Source organism: Amycolatopsis aidingensis (genome assembly GCF_018885265.1).
Taxonomy (GTDB): domain Bacteria; phylum Actinomycetota; class Actinomycetes; order Mycobacteriales; family Pseudonocardiaceae; genus Amycolatopsis; species Amycolatopsis aidingensis.
Window position 1 is genome coordinate 4,049,110 of record NZ_CP076538.1, and the last position, 14,654, is coordinate 4,063,763.

The 14,654-nt window shown below is 72.1% G+C and carries 21 protein-coding genes; 7 read left to right on the forward strand and 14 right to left on the reverse strand.

Annotated features, from left to right (window positions below):
- Positions 1 to 107 precede the first annotated feature (107 nt).
- On the forward strand, positions 108 to 995 hold the full coding sequence (locus KOI47_RS18600; RefSeq protein WP_216204977.1) for an alpha/beta fold hydrolase: 888 nt from the start codon (positions 108 to 110) through the stop codon (positions 993 to 995).
- On the opposite strand, the gene cobA is transcribed toward KOI47_RS18600, so the two are convergent.
- Genes cobA through rpmB form a run of 6 tightly spaced genes read right to left on the reverse strand, consistent with a single transcriptional unit; the run spans position 989 to position 3,633 of the window.
- Positions 989 to 2,215, reverse strand: coding sequence for a uroporphyrinogen-III C-methyltransferase (gene cobA, locus KOI47_RS18605; RefSeq protein WP_216204981.1), 1,227 nt, complete (start codon positions 2,213 to 2,215; stop codon positions 989 to 991). The genes KOI47_RS18600 and cobA overlap by 7 nt on opposite strands.
- A 38-nt stretch (positions 2,216 to 2,253) precedes the next feature.
- Positions 2,254 to 2,655: an ankyrin repeat domain-containing protein gene (locus KOI47_RS18610; protein ID WP_216204984.1), complete on the reverse strand. Its 402-nt coding sequence runs from the start codon at positions 2,653 to 2,655 to the stop codon at positions 2,254 to 2,256.
- Between the two features lie 25 nt (positions 2,656 to 2,680).
- A complete protein-coding gene (gene rpsR / locus KOI47_RS18615) occupies positions 2,681 to 2,917 on the reverse strand; it encodes a 30S ribosomal protein S18 (protein WP_232376098.1) in 237 nt (78 codons plus the stop codon).
- Positions 2,918 to 2,927: 10 nt separating this feature from the next.
- Positions 2,928 to 3,233 carry a 30S ribosomal protein S14 gene (gene rpsN / locus KOI47_RS18620; protein WP_216204991.1) on the reverse strand — a complete coding sequence of 102 codons (306 nt, stop codon included), beginning with the start codon at positions 3,231 to 3,233 and terminating at the stop codon, positions 2,928 to 2,930.
- The gene (gene rpmG, locus KOI47_RS18625; RefSeq protein ID WP_216204994.1) at positions 3,233 to 3,397 is read right to left on the reverse strand and encodes a 50S ribosomal protein L33; all 165 of its coding nucleotides are present in this window, start codon (positions 3,395 to 3,397) and stop codon (positions 3,233 to 3,235) included. Before rpmG ends, rpsN begins: the two co-directional genes overlap by 1 nt.
- Positions 3,397 to 3,633, reverse strand: coding sequence for a 50S ribosomal protein L28 (rpmB, locus tag KOI47_RS18630; RefSeq protein ID WP_141995711.1), 237 nt, complete (start codon positions 3,631 to 3,633; stop codon positions 3,397 to 3,399). The genes rpmG and rpmB overlap by 1 nt, the downstream gene beginning before the upstream one ends.
- A gap of 98 nt (positions 3,634 to 3,731) precedes the next feature.
- On the opposite strand from rpmB, the gene mrf reads away from it, so the two are divergent.
- From mrf to rpmF, 3 genes are read left to right on the forward strand one after another with little or no spacing between them, the layout of a single operon-like run.
- Complete coding sequence (gene mrf / locus KOI47_RS18635; protein WP_216204995.1) at positions 3,732 to 4,985, forward strand: ribosome hibernation factor-recruiting GTPase MRF; 1,254 nt, start codon at positions 3,732 to 3,734, stop codon at positions 4,983 to 4,985.
- On the forward strand, positions 4,982 to 5,245 hold the full coding sequence (locus tag KOI47_RS18640; RefSeq protein ID WP_216204998.1) for a type B 50S ribosomal protein L31: 264 nt from the start codon (positions 4,982 to 4,984) through the stop codon (positions 5,243 to 5,245). Before mrf ends, KOI47_RS18640 begins: the two co-directional genes overlap by 4 nt.
- Complete coding sequence (rpmF, locus tag KOI47_RS18645) at positions 5,245 to 5,409, forward strand: 50S ribosomal protein L32 (protein WP_216205001.1); 165 nt, start codon at positions 5,245 to 5,247, stop codon at positions 5,407 to 5,409. Before KOI47_RS18640 ends, rpmF begins: the two co-directional genes overlap by 1 nt.
- Positions 5,410 to 5,440: 31 nt before the next feature.
- On the opposite strand, the gene KOI47_RS18650 is transcribed toward rpmF, so the two are convergent.
- From KOI47_RS18650 to KOI47_RS18665, 4 genes are read right to left on the reverse strand one after another with little or no spacing between them, the layout of a single operon-like run.
- Positions 5,441 to 5,737, reverse strand: coding sequence for a hypothetical protein (locus tag KOI47_RS18650; RefSeq protein ID WP_216205003.1), 297 nt, complete (start codon positions 5,735 to 5,737; stop codon positions 5,441 to 5,443).
- A gap of 40 nt (positions 5,738 to 5,777) precedes the next feature.
- Entirely contained in the window at positions 5,778 to 7,100 is a 1,323-nt protein-coding gene (locus KOI47_RS18655) for an MFS transporter (protein WP_216205006.1), read from the reverse strand.
- A 60-nt stretch (positions 7,101 to 7,160) separates the two neighbouring features.
- Positions 7,161 to 8,189 (reverse strand): LLM class F420-dependent oxidoreductase, encoded by a 1,029-nt coding sequence (locus KOI47_RS18660; protein WP_216205009.1) that lies wholly within the window; start codon positions 8,187 to 8,189, stop codon positions 7,161 to 7,163.
- Positions 8,190 to 8,209: 20 nt separating this feature from the next.
- Positions 8,210 to 9,157, reverse strand: coding sequence for an oxygenase MpaB family protein (locus KOI47_RS18665; RefSeq protein WP_216205012.1), 948 nt, complete (start codon positions 9,155 to 9,157; stop codon positions 8,210 to 8,212).
- Between the two features lie 93 nt (positions 9,158 to 9,250).
- On the opposite strand from KOI47_RS18665, the gene KOI47_RS18670 reads away from it, so the two are divergent.
- Positions 9,251 to 9,862, forward strand: coding sequence for a TetR/AcrR family transcriptional regulator (locus tag KOI47_RS18670; protein WP_216205015.1), 612 nt, complete (start codon positions 9,251 to 9,253; stop codon positions 9,860 to 9,862).
- Here the strand turns inward: KOI47_RS18670 and dmpG are convergent.
- Positions 9,859 to 10,881 (reverse strand): 4-hydroxy-2-oxovalerate aldolase, encoded by a 1,023-nt coding sequence (dmpG, locus tag KOI47_RS18675; protein WP_216205017.1) that lies wholly within the window; start codon positions 10,879 to 10,881, stop codon positions 9,859 to 9,861. The genes KOI47_RS18670 and dmpG overlap by 4 nt on opposite strands.
- On the reverse strand, positions 10,878 to 11,795 hold the full coding sequence (locus tag KOI47_RS18680; RefSeq protein WP_216205020.1) for an acetaldehyde dehydrogenase (acetylating): 918 nt from the start codon (positions 11,793 to 11,795) through the stop codon (positions 10,878 to 10,880). Before KOI47_RS18680 ends, dmpG begins: the two co-directional genes overlap by 4 nt.
- A gap of 60 nt (positions 11,796 to 11,855) precedes the next feature.
- Here KOI47_RS18680 and KOI47_RS18685 point away from each other — a divergent pair, with 60 nt between their 5' ends.
- Positions 11,856 to 12,626, forward strand: a complete 771-nt coding sequence (locus KOI47_RS18685; RefSeq protein WP_216205023.1) for an IclR family transcriptional regulator — start codon at positions 11,856 to 11,858, stop codon at positions 12,624 to 12,626.
- An 18-nt stretch (positions 12,627 to 12,644) separates the two neighbouring features.
- Here the strand turns inward: KOI47_RS18685 and KOI47_RS18690 are convergent, their stop codons facing one another.
- Positions 12,645 to 13,379, reverse strand: coding sequence for a class I SAM-dependent methyltransferase (locus KOI47_RS18690; RefSeq protein WP_216205026.1), 735 nt, complete (start codon positions 13,377 to 13,379; stop codon positions 12,645 to 12,647).
- A gap of 31 nt (positions 13,380 to 13,410) precedes the next feature.
- Positions 13,411 to 13,878, reverse strand: coding sequence for a DUF1453 domain-containing protein (locus KOI47_RS18695; RefSeq protein WP_216205028.1), 468 nt, complete (start codon positions 13,876 to 13,878; stop codon positions 13,411 to 13,413).
- Between the two features lie 65 nt (positions 13,879 to 13,943).
- Here KOI47_RS18695 and KOI47_RS18700 point away from each other — a divergent pair, with 65 nt between their 5' ends.
- Positions 13,944 to 14,570, forward strand: coding sequence for a TetR/AcrR family transcriptional regulator (locus KOI47_RS18700; protein ID WP_216205032.1), 627 nt, complete (start codon positions 13,944 to 13,946; stop codon positions 14,568 to 14,570).
- Positions 14,571 to 14,654: the final 84 nt, after the last annotated feature.

Consider the following 14,654-nt stretch of genomic DNA (forward strand, 5'->3'; position numbering starts at 1 on the left):
GCCCGGCACCGGTGTGGTCCTGCCCGCCGGGTGATCGCGTGCCGCCCTGTCGGTGGGAGATGATTCGCTGGCGATCCCAGCGATTCCGACCAGGGAGGACGGCCGGTATGCAGGACAGCGCCACCGCACTGGACGACACGGGCGGGCGGGACGCCGCGGCACCGCCCTCCCGTCCGCGCGCCGCCCGGCCGATCGAGCTCGCCGGGTCCTTCCACTGGGGCGAGCACCGGCTGGCCTACACCGAGTACGGCTCAGGAGACCGGGTCGTGCTGCTGACCCACGGCATCATGTTCACCCGGCGGATGCACGCCCCGCTGGCACGGAAACTGGCGGCGTCCGGCTACCGGGTGCTCACCCTCGACCTGCTCGGGCACGGCGACTCGGACCGGCCGGGCGAGTCCTGGCGATACTCGCTGCCCGCCTTCGCCGAGCAGGCGCTGGCGCTGCTGGACCACCTCGGCGTGGACCGCGCGGTGGTGGGCGGCACCTCGCTGGGCGCCAACGTCGCGCTGGAGGTGGCGGTGGCAGCCCCGGATCGGCTGCCCGGGATGATCGTGGAGATGCCGGTGCTGGACAACGCCGTGTTCGCCGGGCTGCTGGCCTTCCCGCCCCTGCTGTTCGCCGCCCGGTTCCTGCCGGTCACCGTGCGGGGCGTGGCCGCGGTGGCGCACCGGATCCCGCATGGCAACCAATGGGTGGACGTGCTCACCGACACCCTGGACCAGCAACCCGCCGCGCTGGCCGCCCTGCTGCACGGGGTGCTGTTCGGCCGGATCGCGCCGCCGAAGTCGGCGCGGCGCCGGATCGAGGTGCCCGCGCTCGTGCTCGGGCACCAGGGCGATCCGATCCACCCCTTCGGCGATGCCGACACGCTGGCGGCCGACCTGCCGAACGCGGAGTTCGTACGCGCCCGCAGCCCGGTCGAGCTACGCTTCGACCCGGCCCGCCTTACCGAGGCCATCACCGGCTTCCTGGACCGCCGCTACGCTCACTGAGCGTCGGGGGACAGGCCGGCCACGGGCCCGATGACGGTGATGGCGGGCGGTTTGATCGCCGCCTCGGCGGCGTCGGCCGCGATCGCCTTCAGGGTGGAGCGCAGCACGCGCTGGCTGCGCATGGTGCCGTCCTGGATCACCGCGACCGGGGTGTCCGCGGGCCTGCCCGCGTCCAGCAGCGCGTCGGCGAACCGGTCCAGTCGTTCCACGCCCATCATCAGCACCAGGGTGCCGCGCAACCGCCCGAGCGCGTCCCAGTCGACGAGGGACTCCGCATGTCCGGGGGGCAGGTGACCGGACACCACGACCACCTCGTGCGCGACGCCCCGGTGGGTCACCGGGATATCGGCCACCGCGGGAACGGCGAACGGGCTGGTGATTCCCGGCACCATGGTCACCGGCACGCCCGCCTCCACACAGGCCAGCAGTTCCTCGAAGCCACGGCCGAAGACGTAGGGGTCGCCACCCTTGAGCCGCACCACGAACCGGCCCGCACTGGCATGCTCGATCAGGGTCCGGTTGATCACCTCCTGGCTGGCGGCCCGGCCGTAGGGGATCTTGGCGGCGTCCACCACCTCCACCTGCGGGGCCAGCTCGTCCAGCAGTTCACGCGGGGCCAGCCGGTCAACCACCACGACATCGGCCCTGGCCAGCAGCCGCCTGCCCCGCACGGTGATCAGCTCGGGGTCGCCGGGGCCGCCGCCGACCAGTGCCACCCCGGCCGGGTGCCCCAGGTCGTCACCGCCCTCGGTGTCCGGCACGGTACCCGCCCGCAGGGCGTCCAGCAGGCCGTCGCGGACCGCGGCGGAGCGGCGGAACTCTCCCCCGGAGAGCACGCCGACCAGCAGGCCCTCGTGGTCCCCCGTGGCCGGGGTCACCGCGCTGCCTGCCGGCCCGGCGTCGGCCCGCACGCAGAACACCCTGGCGCGCTCCGCCTCGGCACACACCGCCGCGTTCACCGCGGGATCGTCGGTGCAGGCCAGGGCGTACCAGGCGCCATCAAGGTCACCCTCGGTATAGCCGCGCCGGTGCCAGACGAACTCGCCCGCATCGGCCATCGCGCCCACCGCGGGGGTGGTACCCGGTGAGATCAGCTCGACCGCCGCTCCCGCGCGCACCAGGCGCGGCAGGCGCCGCTGGGCCACGGTGCCGCCGCCGACGACGACGACCCTGCGGCCGGTCAGGTCCAGGCCAACGAGGTAATGGTGCTCTTCCGCCATACCGCCAAGCATGCCCCGTGCGGCCCGGCGCGCCGCGATCAGGGCTCCAGCAACCCGAGCATCTCCTGGTTGTCGAACATCCGGGCGGTCTCCAGCGCGGACGGCTGCCCTGCCGAGGGGTCCGCTCCCCCGCCGAGCAGCGCTTTCACCACCTCGGGCTCCGCCTTGAACACCGCGCCGGCGAGCGGGCTCTGCCCCCGGTCGTTCAGCCGGTTCGGGTCGGCGCCCCGCTCGAGCAGGGCGGTCACCGCGTCCGCGTGCCCGTGATATGCGGCGAGCATCACCAGCGTGTCGCCCTTGTCGTTGGTGAGGTTCGCCGGAATGCCCGCCTCCACGTAGGCCACCAGGCGGTCGGTTTCACCCCGCCGGGCGAAACCGAACACCTTCGCCCACAGCGCCAGCAGCTCCGGGTCCGGTTCGGGTTCCGGCGTCTCGGTCATATCCCCAGCCTGGCACACCTCCGGCTCAACCGCGCCGCCCGTGGGGGTAGGGCAGCAGGGCCATCTCGCGTGCGTTCTTGATGGCCACCGCCACCTGTTTCTGCTGCTGTGGGGTCAGTCCGGTCACCCGGCGGGAGCGGATCTTGCCGCGGTCGGAGATGAACTTGCGCAGCAGGTCGACATCGGTCCAGTGCAGGCCGCTCAGCTGCTCGGCGGTCAGCGGGCTGCGCCTGCGCTGCTTCGGTTTCGGCGTTTTCGTCACGGGACGCACCTCACCAACTCGACTTGCTGACGCCGGGCAGTTCGCCGCGATGTGCCATCTCCCGCAGCCGCACCCTGGACAGGCCGAACGCCCGGAAGTGGCCGCGCGGCCTGCCGTCCACCACGTCCCGGTTGCGGATCCGGGTAGGGCTGGCGTCCCGTGGCAGGGCCTGCAGGGCCGACACCGCTGCCGCGCGTTCCTCGGCGGTGGACCGCGGCGAGCGGATGGTGGCCTTCAGCTCGGCCCTGCGCTCGGCGTACCTGGCGACGATCTCCTTGCGCCGCTCGTTCTTGGCGATCTTGGACTTCTTCGCCATCAGCGCTCCTCCCGGAACTCGACATGGGCCCTGACCACCGGGTCGTACTTGCGCAGCACCATGCGCTCCGGGTCGTTACGCCGGTTCTTCCTGGTCACGTAGGTGTAGCCGGTGCCGGCGGTGGACCGCAGCTTGATCACCGGACGGACGTCGTCGCGGGCCATCAGAGCCGGACCCCCTTTGCCAGCAGCTCGGCCACGACCGCGTCGATGCCCCGCCGGTCGATCGTCTTCATCCCCTTGACCGAGACCCGCAGCCGCACCCGGCGCCGCAGGCTCGGCACCCAGTACCGGCGGGTCTGCACATTGGGCTCCCACCGGCGGGAGCTTCGCCGGTGGGAGTGCGAGACCTGCTTGCCATATCCCGGCGCGCGACCGGTGACCTGGCACACGGCTGACATGCACCCTCCTCAATTGGTATTGATACTCATTTTCATTTAGTCTACATCGCGTACCTGACGTTGAACGACGCCCCACCCGGGGTTGGTCTGGAGCAGCAGTGACCCAGCACGACCGCGTACCGCTGACCCTCATCGGCGGCCTGTCCCCCACCGCGAACACCCGGCTCACCGACACCCTGCGAGCCGGGGATCCTGGCACCGCCGTGGTGCACCACGACCTGCGCCATATCGGCTCCGGTGTGGTGCGCAGGCGTCTGCAGCTCGGCCACCGCGACCAGCTCACCGCGCTCGAGCTGGCGCACGGGTGCGTTTCCTGCACCCTGCGCGAGGACCTGCTGCCGTTGCTGCGCAGGCTGGGCCGGATGCCCGAGGTCCGGCGCATCCTGGTCCGGCTCGACCCGGCGATGGAGCCGGAACCGGTGAGCTGGGCGCTGCATCACGTGCTGGTCGGTGACCGGCCGGTGCTGGCGGACCTGCGGATCGAGGCCGTGTACTCGGCACTCGACCACGCGAGCTGGTTCGAGGCGGCCACCGGGGAGGACACCCTGGCCGAGTGCGGCCTGCAGGCCAGCGCGGAGGACGAGCGGACCCTCGCCCAGGTCGCACTGGCGCAGGTCGAGTTCGCCGACGTGCTGGTACTGGACGGGGCGGCCACCGACGGGTGGAGCGCCGCCCGCACCGCGGCGGTCCTGGACCGGGTGGCGCCCACCGCGCCCCGGGCCGAACTGGCCGGCGCGGACGGGAGCACGCTGCGCGCGGCCGTCCCCGCCGAGGCGCGCCGCGGGGAGCTCACCGACCAGCACGGCGCCCTGCTACGCGGGCAGCCGCCCCTGCACACCGACTGCGGGATCTGCCTTTTCACCTTCACCGCACGGCGGCCGTTCCACCCGCAACGCCTGCACGCGGCGATCGACGTGCTGCTGGACGGCGTGGTGCGCACCCGCGGGCGTGCCTGGGTGGCCAGCCAGCCGGACGTGGCGTTCTGGATCGAGTCCGCGGGCGGCGGCCTCGGCATCGGGCACGCGGGTGGCTGGCTCGCCGCGGCGGAGGGTCCGGAGTGGCTGGAGGTCTCCCCCGAGCGCCGCACTCTCGCGGCCCTGCGCTGGGATCCGGCCTTCGGGGACCGGGCGCAGGAACTGGTGATCGTCGCGCACCAGGCGATCCCGGAGGAGATCGAGGCCGCGCTGCACGGCGCCCTGCTCACCGACGAGGAGCTGGCCGCGGGCGAGCATGCCTGGCGGCGCTATCCCGATCCGTTCGGCTCCTGGCACGAGGAGCCCTGCGCGGACACCGAACTCGCGCCCGGACGCCACGACGCGGGCGCACAAACCGGAAAGGACGACACACTGTGAAACCAGGAATCCATCCCGAGTACCGGCCCGTGGTGTTCCAGGACGCCGCGACCGGGGACGCCTTCCTCACCCGGTCGACGACCACATCGGACCGGACGATCGAGTGGAGCGACGGCAACACCTACCCGCTGGTGCTGGTCGATATCAGTGCCTGGTCACACCCGTTCTGGACCGGCACGCGCCGGATCATGGACACCGCGGGGCAGGTGGAGAAGTTCCACCGCCGCTACGGCAGGCGGGAAGCGGGAGGTGAGCGGTGATGGCGGTACCGAAGCGGAAGATGTCGCGCAGCAACACCAGGTCGCGCCGCGCTCGATGGAAGGCGGCGGCGCCGGACCTGGTGCCGATCACCGTTGCGGGTGAGCGGAAACTGGTGCCACGCGCGCTGATCGGGCACTTCCAGCGGCTGGAGCGCAGCGGCTGAGCTCGCTCCCGCACCGCCGCCCTGCCAGGAGTCAGTGCTCGTCGTAGTGGTCGCCGTGGGCCGCATGGCGGTGTCCATCGTGGATGTAGTCCACATGGTCCTCATGCGGCACCGCGACGTGGCCGCAGCCCTCGCCGTGGGTGTGCTCGTGGGTGCCGTGCGCCGCGTGCTCGCTCGGTTCGCACTCGTCGTAGTGCCCGTTGTGGGCCCGGTGCAGATGACCGCCGTGCACGTAGTCGACGTGGTCGCCGTGCGGCACCGCGACATGCCCGCAGCCCTCGCCGTGCCGGTGATCGTGTCCGGTGTGTTCCCGGTGTGCTGTGTCCATAACCGACGCTAACACCGTGGCCAGGACACGACAGCGCCGTTCACCCGAGCGTGGCCCGCCGCGGCACGGGGAGGACGGAGCGGCGCAGCAGCGGGATGCCGAGCAGGATGAGAATGCCCGGGATGGTGGAGAAGCCCAGTACGATCGCGGTGATCGCGCTGTCCGGTTGCGCCGCGGTCGCGTGTTCCATTGTGGACAGGTAGCCGCCGGTGGCCAGAATCAGCCCGAACAGGCCGGGGCCGAGCGCGAGGCCAAGGGTCTCGGCTGCGGTCCACAGCCCGGCGGCGACACCGGCCCTGGTGGCGCCGGTGCGCTGCTCCTCGACCGCGATCAGGTCCGGCAGGATGGCCAGCGGGAACACCTGCACCCCCGCGTAGCCCACCCCGGCAAGCGCGACCAGACCGAAGATCACCGGCATCGGCAGGATCGTGGCCGCGCTCAGCACCAGCAGCGCGCCCCCGAACAGGCCGCTGGCGATCCGGAACCCGGTCAGCTTGCCGCCTCGCCTGCCCAGCCTGCTCCACAGCGGCATCACCAGCATCGCCGGGCCGACGAAACCGGCGAACAGGAAGGTCTGCAGCTCCGCGTCGCCCAGCACATGCCGCGCGGTATAGACCACCCCGGCCAGCAGGGTGCCCACACCGATGGACTGCACCACGTACACCGCCAGCAGCCATTGGAACGGCCGCCAGCCCCGCATGGTCGCGGCGAGCTCGCGCATCCGTGGGGTCAGCTCGCGCCGCGTGCCCACCGGGGCGTCGCGCAGGCCGAGGTAGACCACCAGCGCCCCGGCCAGCATCAGCGCGGCCACCGCGACGCTCATCACCCGGTATCCGGCCACCCCGCCGATCCCGTTCGCGATCGCGGGCGCCCCGGCTCCGGAGCCCAGCACGGCCAGCGCCAGCATGGCGATCCGCCATGCGCTCATCCGGGTCCGCTCGTCGTAGGAGTCGGTGATCTCGGCGGGCAGCGCGTTGTAGGGCACCTGGAAGAAGGCGTACGCGGTGGCGGCCACGAAGAACACCAGCACCACGTAACCGGCGTCGGCGGCCACCGAACCCAGCCCCGGATGCGCGAACAACGCCACGAACAGCAGCGCGACCCCGGCCCCGCCGAGCAACAGCACCGGCCTGCGGCTGCCCTGCCTGCGCAGCGCCCGGTCGGAGATCCGCCCGGCAACGGGGTTGAACAGCACGTCCCAGGCCTTGGGCACCAGCACGATCGCGCCGGCCGCGGCGGCGGGCACCGCCATGGTGTCGGTCAGGTAGGGCAACAGCAGCAGGCCGGGCACCGTGGCGAACGGCGCGGTGACGAAGGAACCGAACGCGAAGCTGAGCCGGTGGCGGATACTGAGCACGGCCACTCCTCCTCGACTCCGCAGCGCCCTCGGCGGGCATCGTTGCATTGCCGAGGCCGGACACACTCACCGGCCCGCGAAAACCTCCGCGACCGACCGCAGCGTCGCCGCGTCCCCGCGCAGCAGCATGGTGGTCACCACGGTCTCCTCCCAGGCAGCCAGCTCCTCCCGGATCTTGCCGGCCGGGCCGATCAGCGCGATGTCCTCCACCAGCCGGGTCGGGATGGCGGCCGCCGCCTCCGCCTTCCGGCCCCCGAGGTAGAGTTCCTGCACCTTGTCCGCGGTGTCCGCGTGGCCCATCCGGGCGAAGACATCGTGATGGAAGTTCACGTCCTTGGCGCCCATCCCGCCGATGTACAGCGCCAGCGAGGGCCGGATCAGGTCGGCGGCCTGTTCCACATCGGCGTGCACGATCACCGGCACCGAGGCGGCCACCTCGAAGTCGGCAGGCGCACCACCCGGCCTGCGGGCGAACCCCTCCGCCAGTGCCGCGCGGTAGAAGGCGTCGGTCCTGGGTGAGAAGAACAGTGGCAGCCAGCCGTCGCAGATCTCCGCGGCCAGCGCCACGTTCTTCGGCCCCTCGGCGGCGAGGTGGATCGGGATGCGGGTGCGCAGCGGGTGCACCGTGGACTTCAGCGGTTTGCCGAGCCCGGTCCCACCCGCCAGCGGGAGCTGGAAGAACCGGCCGTCGTAGGTCACCGGCTCCTCCCTGGCGACCACCCGGCGCACGATCTCCACGTACTCCCTGGTGCGGGCCAGCGGCCGCGGATAGGGCTGGCCGTACCAGCCTTCCACCACCTGCGGGCCGGAGGCGCCGAGGCCGAGCACGAACCGCCCGCCGGTGAGGTGGTCCATGGTCATCGCGCTCATCGCCGTCGCAGCCGGGGTGCGCGCCGCCATCTGCACGATGTTCGTGCCCAGCCGGATCCGGGAGGTTGAGGCACCCCACCAGGCCAGCGGGGTGAAGGCATCCGAGCCATAGCCCTCGGCCGTCCACACCGAGTCGAACCCGAGCTGCTCCGCCTGCACGATCGCGTCCAGCGCGCCGGGCGGCGGCCCCGCGGACCAGTACCCGATGTGGTAGCCGAGTTTCACGCGCGCCTCCCGGTAGTACTTCACTGGACCTGCGGTGAGTAGTGCGTTGGCGAGTCCCGTTCCGCCCGCGGCGGCAGGTTCCGCCGCGGGGTGTGCACCAGCGGCGCGTCCGCAGGGTCCTTGCCCAGCGCCCGGCGCCAGCCAGCGCGGGCCCGCGGGTGGTACCGCCGCTCGAAGGGCACCAGGGTGAACGCCGCGTTGATCGCCTTGCCGAGCAGCCGGTGCAGCCGCTCGTCCCGGGATGACCAGGAATAGCCGAGCCGGGCGCGGACCGCGGGCGGGAACAGGCCCACGGTGAGCCAGACGAACCCGCGGGCGACCGGCACCCGCACCAGCTTCCAGGCCCGTTCCGGCAGCCAGCGCAGCCCGCCGGGCTTGGGCAGCCGCTCGATCTCCAGCACGTCCCTTGTCGCCTTGTTGTCCTCGAGCACCTCGGCGCACATGTGCTCCCAGTAGGCGCGGAACGCCTCCCAGGACTCGGGCACCGGGCGCATGCTCATGCCGTACATCCGGTACCACTGCACATGTTCCTCGAACAGCTGCCGCCGCTGCGCCTCGGTCAGCCCGCCCGCGAAACGCTCTGCGGTCAGCACCGTGCCCATGAAGAAGGTGGAGTGCGCCCAGTAGTAGGTGTCCGGGTCGAGTGCGTGATAGCGGCGCCCGTACCGGTCCACGCCCTTGATGGTGTCGTGGTAGCCGCGGACCTCCAGTGCCGTCCGGTGCGCGCGGGGGCCGTCGTAGACCACTCCGCCGATCGGGTAAAGCGAGCGGAACAGCCGCTGCCAGCGCTCGGCGAAGAACCGCGAGTGCTGCTCGACCCCTGCGCCCAGCCCGGGGTGCATGTTCTGCATCGACCCGGCCCACAAGGCGATCAGCAGCCCACGCCAGTCACCGAAGTACTTCCAGGTCAGCGAGTCCGGCCCGAGCGGCTGCGATGGCGCCGCCCTCCGGTCCTCCACCTCTGTCATGCTGGACTCTCCTTGCCGCGACAACAGACTGACCACATCTGTTGTCAGGTTAAGGTTGACAACAACCGTAGTCAACGTTGGAGAGTCAGCGCGATGGCCGAGACGGCGGCCCGAACCTGGGGCGGGACCACGCTGAGCGACCGCAGGGCCGCCCGGCGGGAGCAACTGCTGGAGGCCGGACTGGAGCTGCTCGGCACCGGGGGCAGCCCCGCGGTGAGCGTGCGCGCGGTGTGCCGCCGGGCCAAGCTCACCGAGCGGTACTTCTACGAGAGCTTCACCGACCGTGAGGAACTCGTGCTCGCGGTGTACGAGCGGGTTGCCGCCGAGGCACACGAGGTGCTGGTCCGCTCGGTCAGCGATGCACCCCGCTCGGCGACCGAGCGGGCCGAGGCCGCGGTGACCGCGTTCGTGCAGCTGATGCTGGACGACCCGCGCAAGGGCAGGGTGCTGCTGCTGTCCCCGATGACGGATCCCACGCTCAGCAGGCGCGGGGTCGAGCTGCTGCCCGCCTTCGCCGCGCTGATCCGCGAGCAGCTGCCGGGCAAGGCCGACGAGCTCGACCGGGAGATGACCGCGATCGGCCTGGTCGGCGCGCTGGCCAACCTGTTCATCGCGCACCTGGACGGCAGCCTGGATGCGTCCAGGGACCGGCTGGTGGCGCACTGCGTGCGCCTGCTCAGCCGCGCGGACGCCCTGCACACCTAGCCCCGGTCCCGCTCGGCGGCCATCCGCACCGCGATGTCGATGATCATGTCCTCCTGGCCGCCGATGTACTTGTGCTCGCCGACCCGGTACAGGATCTCGTGCGCCGGTACGCCGTAACGCTGCGCGGCCCGCTCGGCATGCAGCAGGAAACTGGAGTACACCCCGGCGAAGCCCTGCACGATAGAGGAACGGTCCATGACCGGCAGCCGGGTGATGAACGGCTTCACCACGTTCTCCGCGGCCTCCATCAGCACGTCCTTGTCCACCCCGGTCCGGATGCCCAGCCGCTCGAAGGTCGCCGCCAGCACCTCGGTCGGCGAGTTGCCCGCACCGGCGCCGAGCGCGGCCAGCGACCCGTCGATCTGCCGCGCGCCCGCCCGGTAGGCCAGCACGGAGTTGGCCACGCCGAAACTCAGGTTCTGGTGCCCGTGGTAGCCGACCTGGGCCTGCTCCCCCAGTTCGGCGACCAGCGCGGCCACCCGGTCGGCAGCCTCCTCCAGGATCAGCGCACCCGCCGAGTCCACCACGTATACGCACTGGCAGCCCGCGTCCACCATGATCCGGGCCTGCTTGGCCAGCGCCTCCGGTTCGGAAAGGTGCGCCAGCATCAGGAAGCCGACCGTCTCCATGCCCAGCGCCCGCGCCTCGGCGAAGTGCTGTGCGGACACGTCCGCCTCGGTGCAGTGGGTGGCGATCCGTACCGCCGAGGCACCCAGCTCGGCCGCGGCCTTCAGGTCGGTGACCGTGCCGAGGCCGGGCAGCAGGAGCACGGCGATCGCGGCCCGGCGCGCCTGCGCCACCGCGGCGGCGATCAGCTTCCGCTCGTCGACCCGGGAGAACCCGTAGTTGAACGTGGAGCCGCCGAGCCCGTCGCCGTGGGTCACCTCGATCAGCGAGACCCCGGCCTCGTCCAGCGCGCGCACGGTGTCCCGCACGTGCTGTTCGGTGAACTGGTGCGCCATGGCGTGGCTGCCGTCGCGCAAGGTGGTGTCGACGAGTCGGACGTCCCGCTCGGTCATGCTCGCACCGTCCTTCGTTCCAGGATCCGCCCGGCGAGCAGCTCGCCCACCCTGGCCGCGGCCGCCGTCATGATGTCCAGGTTTCCCGCGTAGGCGGGCAGGTGGTCACCGTTGCCCGCCACCTCGAGGAACACCGCCACCCGCCCCTGGCCGCCCCAGTCCGGCCGCGGGTCGTCGAACTGCGGGTCCGCCCGCAGGGTGTACCCGGGGACGTAGACCTGCACCTCGCGCACCATCCGCTCGATCGACTCGCGGATCGCCTCCCGGTCGGCCCCGGGGTCGATCGCGCAGAACACCGTGTCCCGCATGATCATCGGCGGTTCCACCGGGTTGATGATGATGATCGCCTTGCCGCGGGCGGCGCCGCCGACCCGCTCGATACCGTGGGCGGTGGTCTCGGTGAACTCGTCGATGTTCGCCCTGGTTCCCGGCCCCGCCGAGCGGGAGGCCACCGAGGCCACGATCTCCGCGTACGGCACCTCGGTCACCCTGCTGACCGCGCGCACGATCGGGATCGTCGCCTGCCCGCCACAGGTGATCAGGTTGAGGTTCGGCGCGTCCAGCTGGTCCGGCAGGTTCACCACCGGGCAGGTGAACGGCCCCACCGCCGCCGGGGTGAGGTCCACGGCTTGTATTCCCGCCGCCGCGTAGCGCGGCGCGTTGGCCCGGTGCGCGCGGGCCGAGGTCGCCTCGAAGACCAATTCGGGAAGCTCCGGCTGGGCCAGCAGCCAGTCCACGCCCTCGGCCGAGGTGCGCAGACCGAGTTCGGCCGCCCGCGCCAGCCCGGCGGACCCCGGCTCGACGCCCACCATGTACCGCAGGTCGATGCGCTCGCTGCGGCGCACCTTGGCCAGCAGGTCGGTGCCGATATGGCCGGGCCCGACGATCGCCGCGACCACCCCACGCTCGCTCATCAGCGCTCCCTTCGCTTCCCAGGGCTCACCGTCCTCCTCCCGGTGCGGCATACTCAACGCATGTGTGCCGCTGAGCGGGACGGCGAGCGGGCGGACGGGAGTGCTGGAGCGACCGCCGACCGGCTGGCCAGGCTGCTGACCGCCTTCCGACCTGGGGACGAGGCGCTGGGCGTCTCCGAGCTGGCGCGGCGCACGGCGCTGCCGAAGTCCAGCGTGCACCGGCTGACCGGGCATCTGCGCGCCCACGGGTTGCTGGAGCCCGCCGGGCGGGGCGGGCTGCGGCTGGGACTCAGGCTGTTCGAGATCGGGCAGCTGGCCACCCGGCAGCGCGGCATCGTGGACGCCGCCCGGCCGTATCTCGCCGACCTGCGGGAGGCCACCCGCAACACGGTGCATCTGGCGGTGCTGGAGGGCACCGAGGTGGTGTACCTGGACATCCTGCGCGGCCCGGACGCGCCCCGGTTGCCCTCCCGGATCGGCGGCCGGTTCCCCGCGCACGCCACCGCCGTGGGCAAGGCGATCCTCGCGCACTCGCCGGAGTCCGTTGTGGACACCGTGGTGCGCGCCGGGCTGCCGAGGGTGAGCGGGCGCACGATCACCGCGCCGGGGCTGCTGCGCAGGCAGCTCGGCAAGGCGCGGGCCGAGGGAATCGCCTACGAGCGGGAGGAGTCCGGCACCGGCGTGGTCTGCGCGGCGAGCCCGGTGCTGGACGGGGCAGGTGGGGCATTGGCCGCGATCTCCATCTCCGGCTGGACCAACCGGATGCGCACCGAGCGGGTCGCGCCCGCCGTCCGCACCGCCGCGCTGGCGCTGTCCCGCACGCTCAGCTAGCGGGGGGTGCGCCGGTGGTCAGTCGGCCCGCAGGACGAAGAACAGGAAGCTCGGGGCGGTCGCGAGCAGGTGGTAGTCCTCGGGGAACAGCTCGCGCGCGGCAGGCACCGGCTGGGGCTCGCTGAGCACGGAGATCCGGAAGCCCGCCGCGGTGAAGGCGTCGGTCATCGCGTGCAGCGGCCGGTTCCAGCAGGTCACCCGCGCGGTCTGGCCGGCCATGGTCCATTCCTCGGTCGACTCGTAGGTCGCGAAGTGGTCGGGCCTGCGCCCGGCCATGCGCGCGATGACGTACTCGGCCGTGGGATGACCGACCGAGGCGATGAGCCTGCCGCCCGCCCGCAGCACGCGCCGCAGCTCGGCGAGTGCCGGTCCCCAGTCCCGCAGGTAGTGCAGCACCAGGGACGCGATGACGTCGTCGAACGAATCGTCGGGGAAGGGCAACGGGCCGGCCAGGTCGGCGACCCGCAGGTCCGCCTCGGCACCGAGCCGCCGCCGGGCCTGCTCCAGCATCCCGGCGCTCGCATCGACCCCGGTCACGATGGCGCCCCGGTCACGCAGTGCCGCGAACAACGGACCCGATCCGCAGCCCGCGTCGAGGATCCGCCTGCCGGTCACCTCCCCGGCCAGCGCCAGGGTCGCGGGCCGCTCGTAGTAGGCGTTGTTCAGGCTGCTCTCGTTCTCGGCCGAGTACGCCGCGGCGAAGCCGTCATACAGGGCACTGCTTTCCGGCACCCGAGTCACGGAATCCACCATGGCACAGCCCGCTCACGTCCCGCTTCCGCGCTCAGCGCCGCTCGGGCGCGTACGGCACGCCGAGTGCCCGCGCGCGCAACGCCACGCAGGCCATCTCGCCGAGCAGGCTGATCCCGATCAGCAGCGGCAGCGGCCGGGCATCGGGATTCATCCCGCACTGCTCGGCCAGCAGCCCGATCCCGCTGTTGACCACGATGGACACCACCCAGACCAGTACGGTCCAGCCGGTGTAGCGCTGCCACAGCACCCCGTCCCTGCGGAACAACCGCACCGTCCGGCCGCGCAGGTACCCCACCCCGCAGCCGGCCAGCCCGCCGATGCCGAGCCACAGCACATCGGTGCCGGTCACCGCCACCTCGCGCAGGCCGAACCCGCCGATCCCGAGCAGCACCAGCGGCAGCACGAAGACCTCGCGCGCGGTCAACGGCTCGCCGAGAAACCGCCGCACGATGGCGAATCCCACGACCACGACCAGCACGACCACCAGCCAGGCACTCATCAGGCCACCCCTTATGTAGCACGTATGTGCCACATAAACTAGCATGACTATGCTATAAAAGCCGCATGCCCAAGGTGGTCGATCCCGCCGCCCGCAGGCGGGCGGTGGCCGAGGCGGTGTTCCGGGTGATCCAGCGCGAGGGCCTGGCGCGCGCCTCGCTGCGCAATGTCGCCACCGAGGCGGGACTGGCCATCGGGTCGGTCCGGCACTACTTCGGCAGCCACGACGAGCTGATCGGCTTCGCGCTGCGTGCGCTCAGCGAGAATGTCCGGACCAGGGTGCTGCGGCATGCGGAGCGGCTGCTCGCCACGGACTCCGGGGTGGACCGCAGGGCACTGACCGTGGAACTACTGGCCGAGCTGCTCCCGCTGGACGAACGGCGGCGGCAGGAGTCGGTGGTCTGGCTCGCCTTCCTCACCGAGGCGCGGACCGACCCACGGCTGCGGCAGTACACCCGCGAGCTGCACCAGACGCAGCGTGCCCTGGTCCGGCGGGTACTGCTGGAGGCGCGCAGGCTGAACCGGGTCGCCGACTGGCTGGACATCGGCCTGGAGACCGAGCGGCTGTGCGCCCTGCTGGACGGGCTGACCGTCACCGCCACCCTGCAACCCGAGCTGACCGACCGGGAGACCACCCTCGCGGTGCTGCGCAGGCACGTCGAGACCCTGGCCGCCACCGGAGCCTACGAGTAGCCGGACGCCGGGTCCCTTCGCGCGGGCGAAAAGGGTGTCCGGTACCTTTTGCCGGTCGCGGTCGGTACCGGCGGGCGGCGCTCC

Excerpts from the sequence above, each read along its gene's own strand:
- KOI47_RS18600 (WP_216204977.1), top strand. The coding sequence starts at position 108 with ATGCAGGACAGCGCCACCGCACTGGACGACACGGGCGGGCGGGACGCC.
- cobA (WP_216204981.1), bottom strand. The coding sequence starts at position 2,215 with ATGGCGGAAGAGCACCATTACCTCGTTGGCCTGGACCTGACCGGCCGC.
- KOI47_RS18610 (WP_216204984.1), bottom strand. The coding sequence starts at position 2,655 with ATGACCGAGACGCCGGAACCCGAACCGGACCCGGAGCTGCTGGCGCTG.
- rpsN (WP_216204991.1), bottom strand. The coding sequence starts at position 3,233 with ATGGCGAAGAAGTCCAAGATCGCCAAGAACGAGCGGCGCAAGGAGATC.
- rpmG (WP_216204994.1), bottom strand. The coding sequence starts at position 3,397 with ATGGCCCGCGACGACGTCCGTCCGGTGATCAAGCTGCGGTCCACCGCC.
- rpmB (WP_141995711.1), bottom strand. The coding sequence starts at position 3,633 with ATGTCAGCCGTGTGCCAGGTCACCGGTCGCGCGCCGGGATATGGCAAG.
- rpmF (WP_216205001.1), top strand. The coding sequence starts at position 5,245 with ATGGCGGTACCGAAGCGGAAGATGTCGCGCAGCAACACCAGGTCGCGC.
- KOI47_RS18650 (WP_216205003.1), bottom strand. The coding sequence starts at position 5,737 with ATGGACACAGCACACCGGGAACACACCGGACACGATCACCGGCACGGC.
- KOI47_RS18665 (WP_216205012.1), bottom strand. The coding sequence starts at position 9,157 with ATGACAGAGGTGGAGGACCGGAGGGCGGCGCCATCGCAGCCGCTCGGG.
- KOI47_RS18670 (WP_216205015.1), top strand. The coding sequence starts at position 9,251 with ATGGCCGAGACGGCGGCCCGAACCTGGGGCGGGACCACGCTGAGCGAC.
- dmpG (WP_216205017.1), bottom strand. The coding sequence starts at position 10,881 with ATGACCGAGCGGGACGTCCGACTCGTCGACACCACCTTGCGCGACGGC.
- KOI47_RS18680 (WP_216205020.1), bottom strand. The coding sequence starts at position 11,795 with ATGAGCGAGCGTGGGGTGGTCGCGGCGATCGTCGGGCCCGGCCATATC.
- KOI47_RS18685 (WP_216205023.1), top strand. The coding sequence starts at position 11,856 with ATGTGTGCCGCTGAGCGGGACGGCGAGCGGGCGGACGGGAGTGCTGGA.
- KOI47_RS18690 (WP_216205026.1), bottom strand. The coding sequence starts at position 13,379 with ATGGTGGATTCCGTGACTCGGGTGCCGGAAAGCAGTGCCCTGTATGAC.
- KOI47_RS18695 (WP_216205028.1), bottom strand. The coding sequence starts at position 13,878 with ATGAGTGCCTGGCTGGTGGTCGTGCTGGTCGTGGTCGTGGGATTCGCC.
- KOI47_RS18700 (WP_216205032.1), top strand. The coding sequence starts at position 13,944 with ATGCCCAAGGTGGTCGATCCCGCCGCCCGCAGGCGGGCGGTGGCCGAG.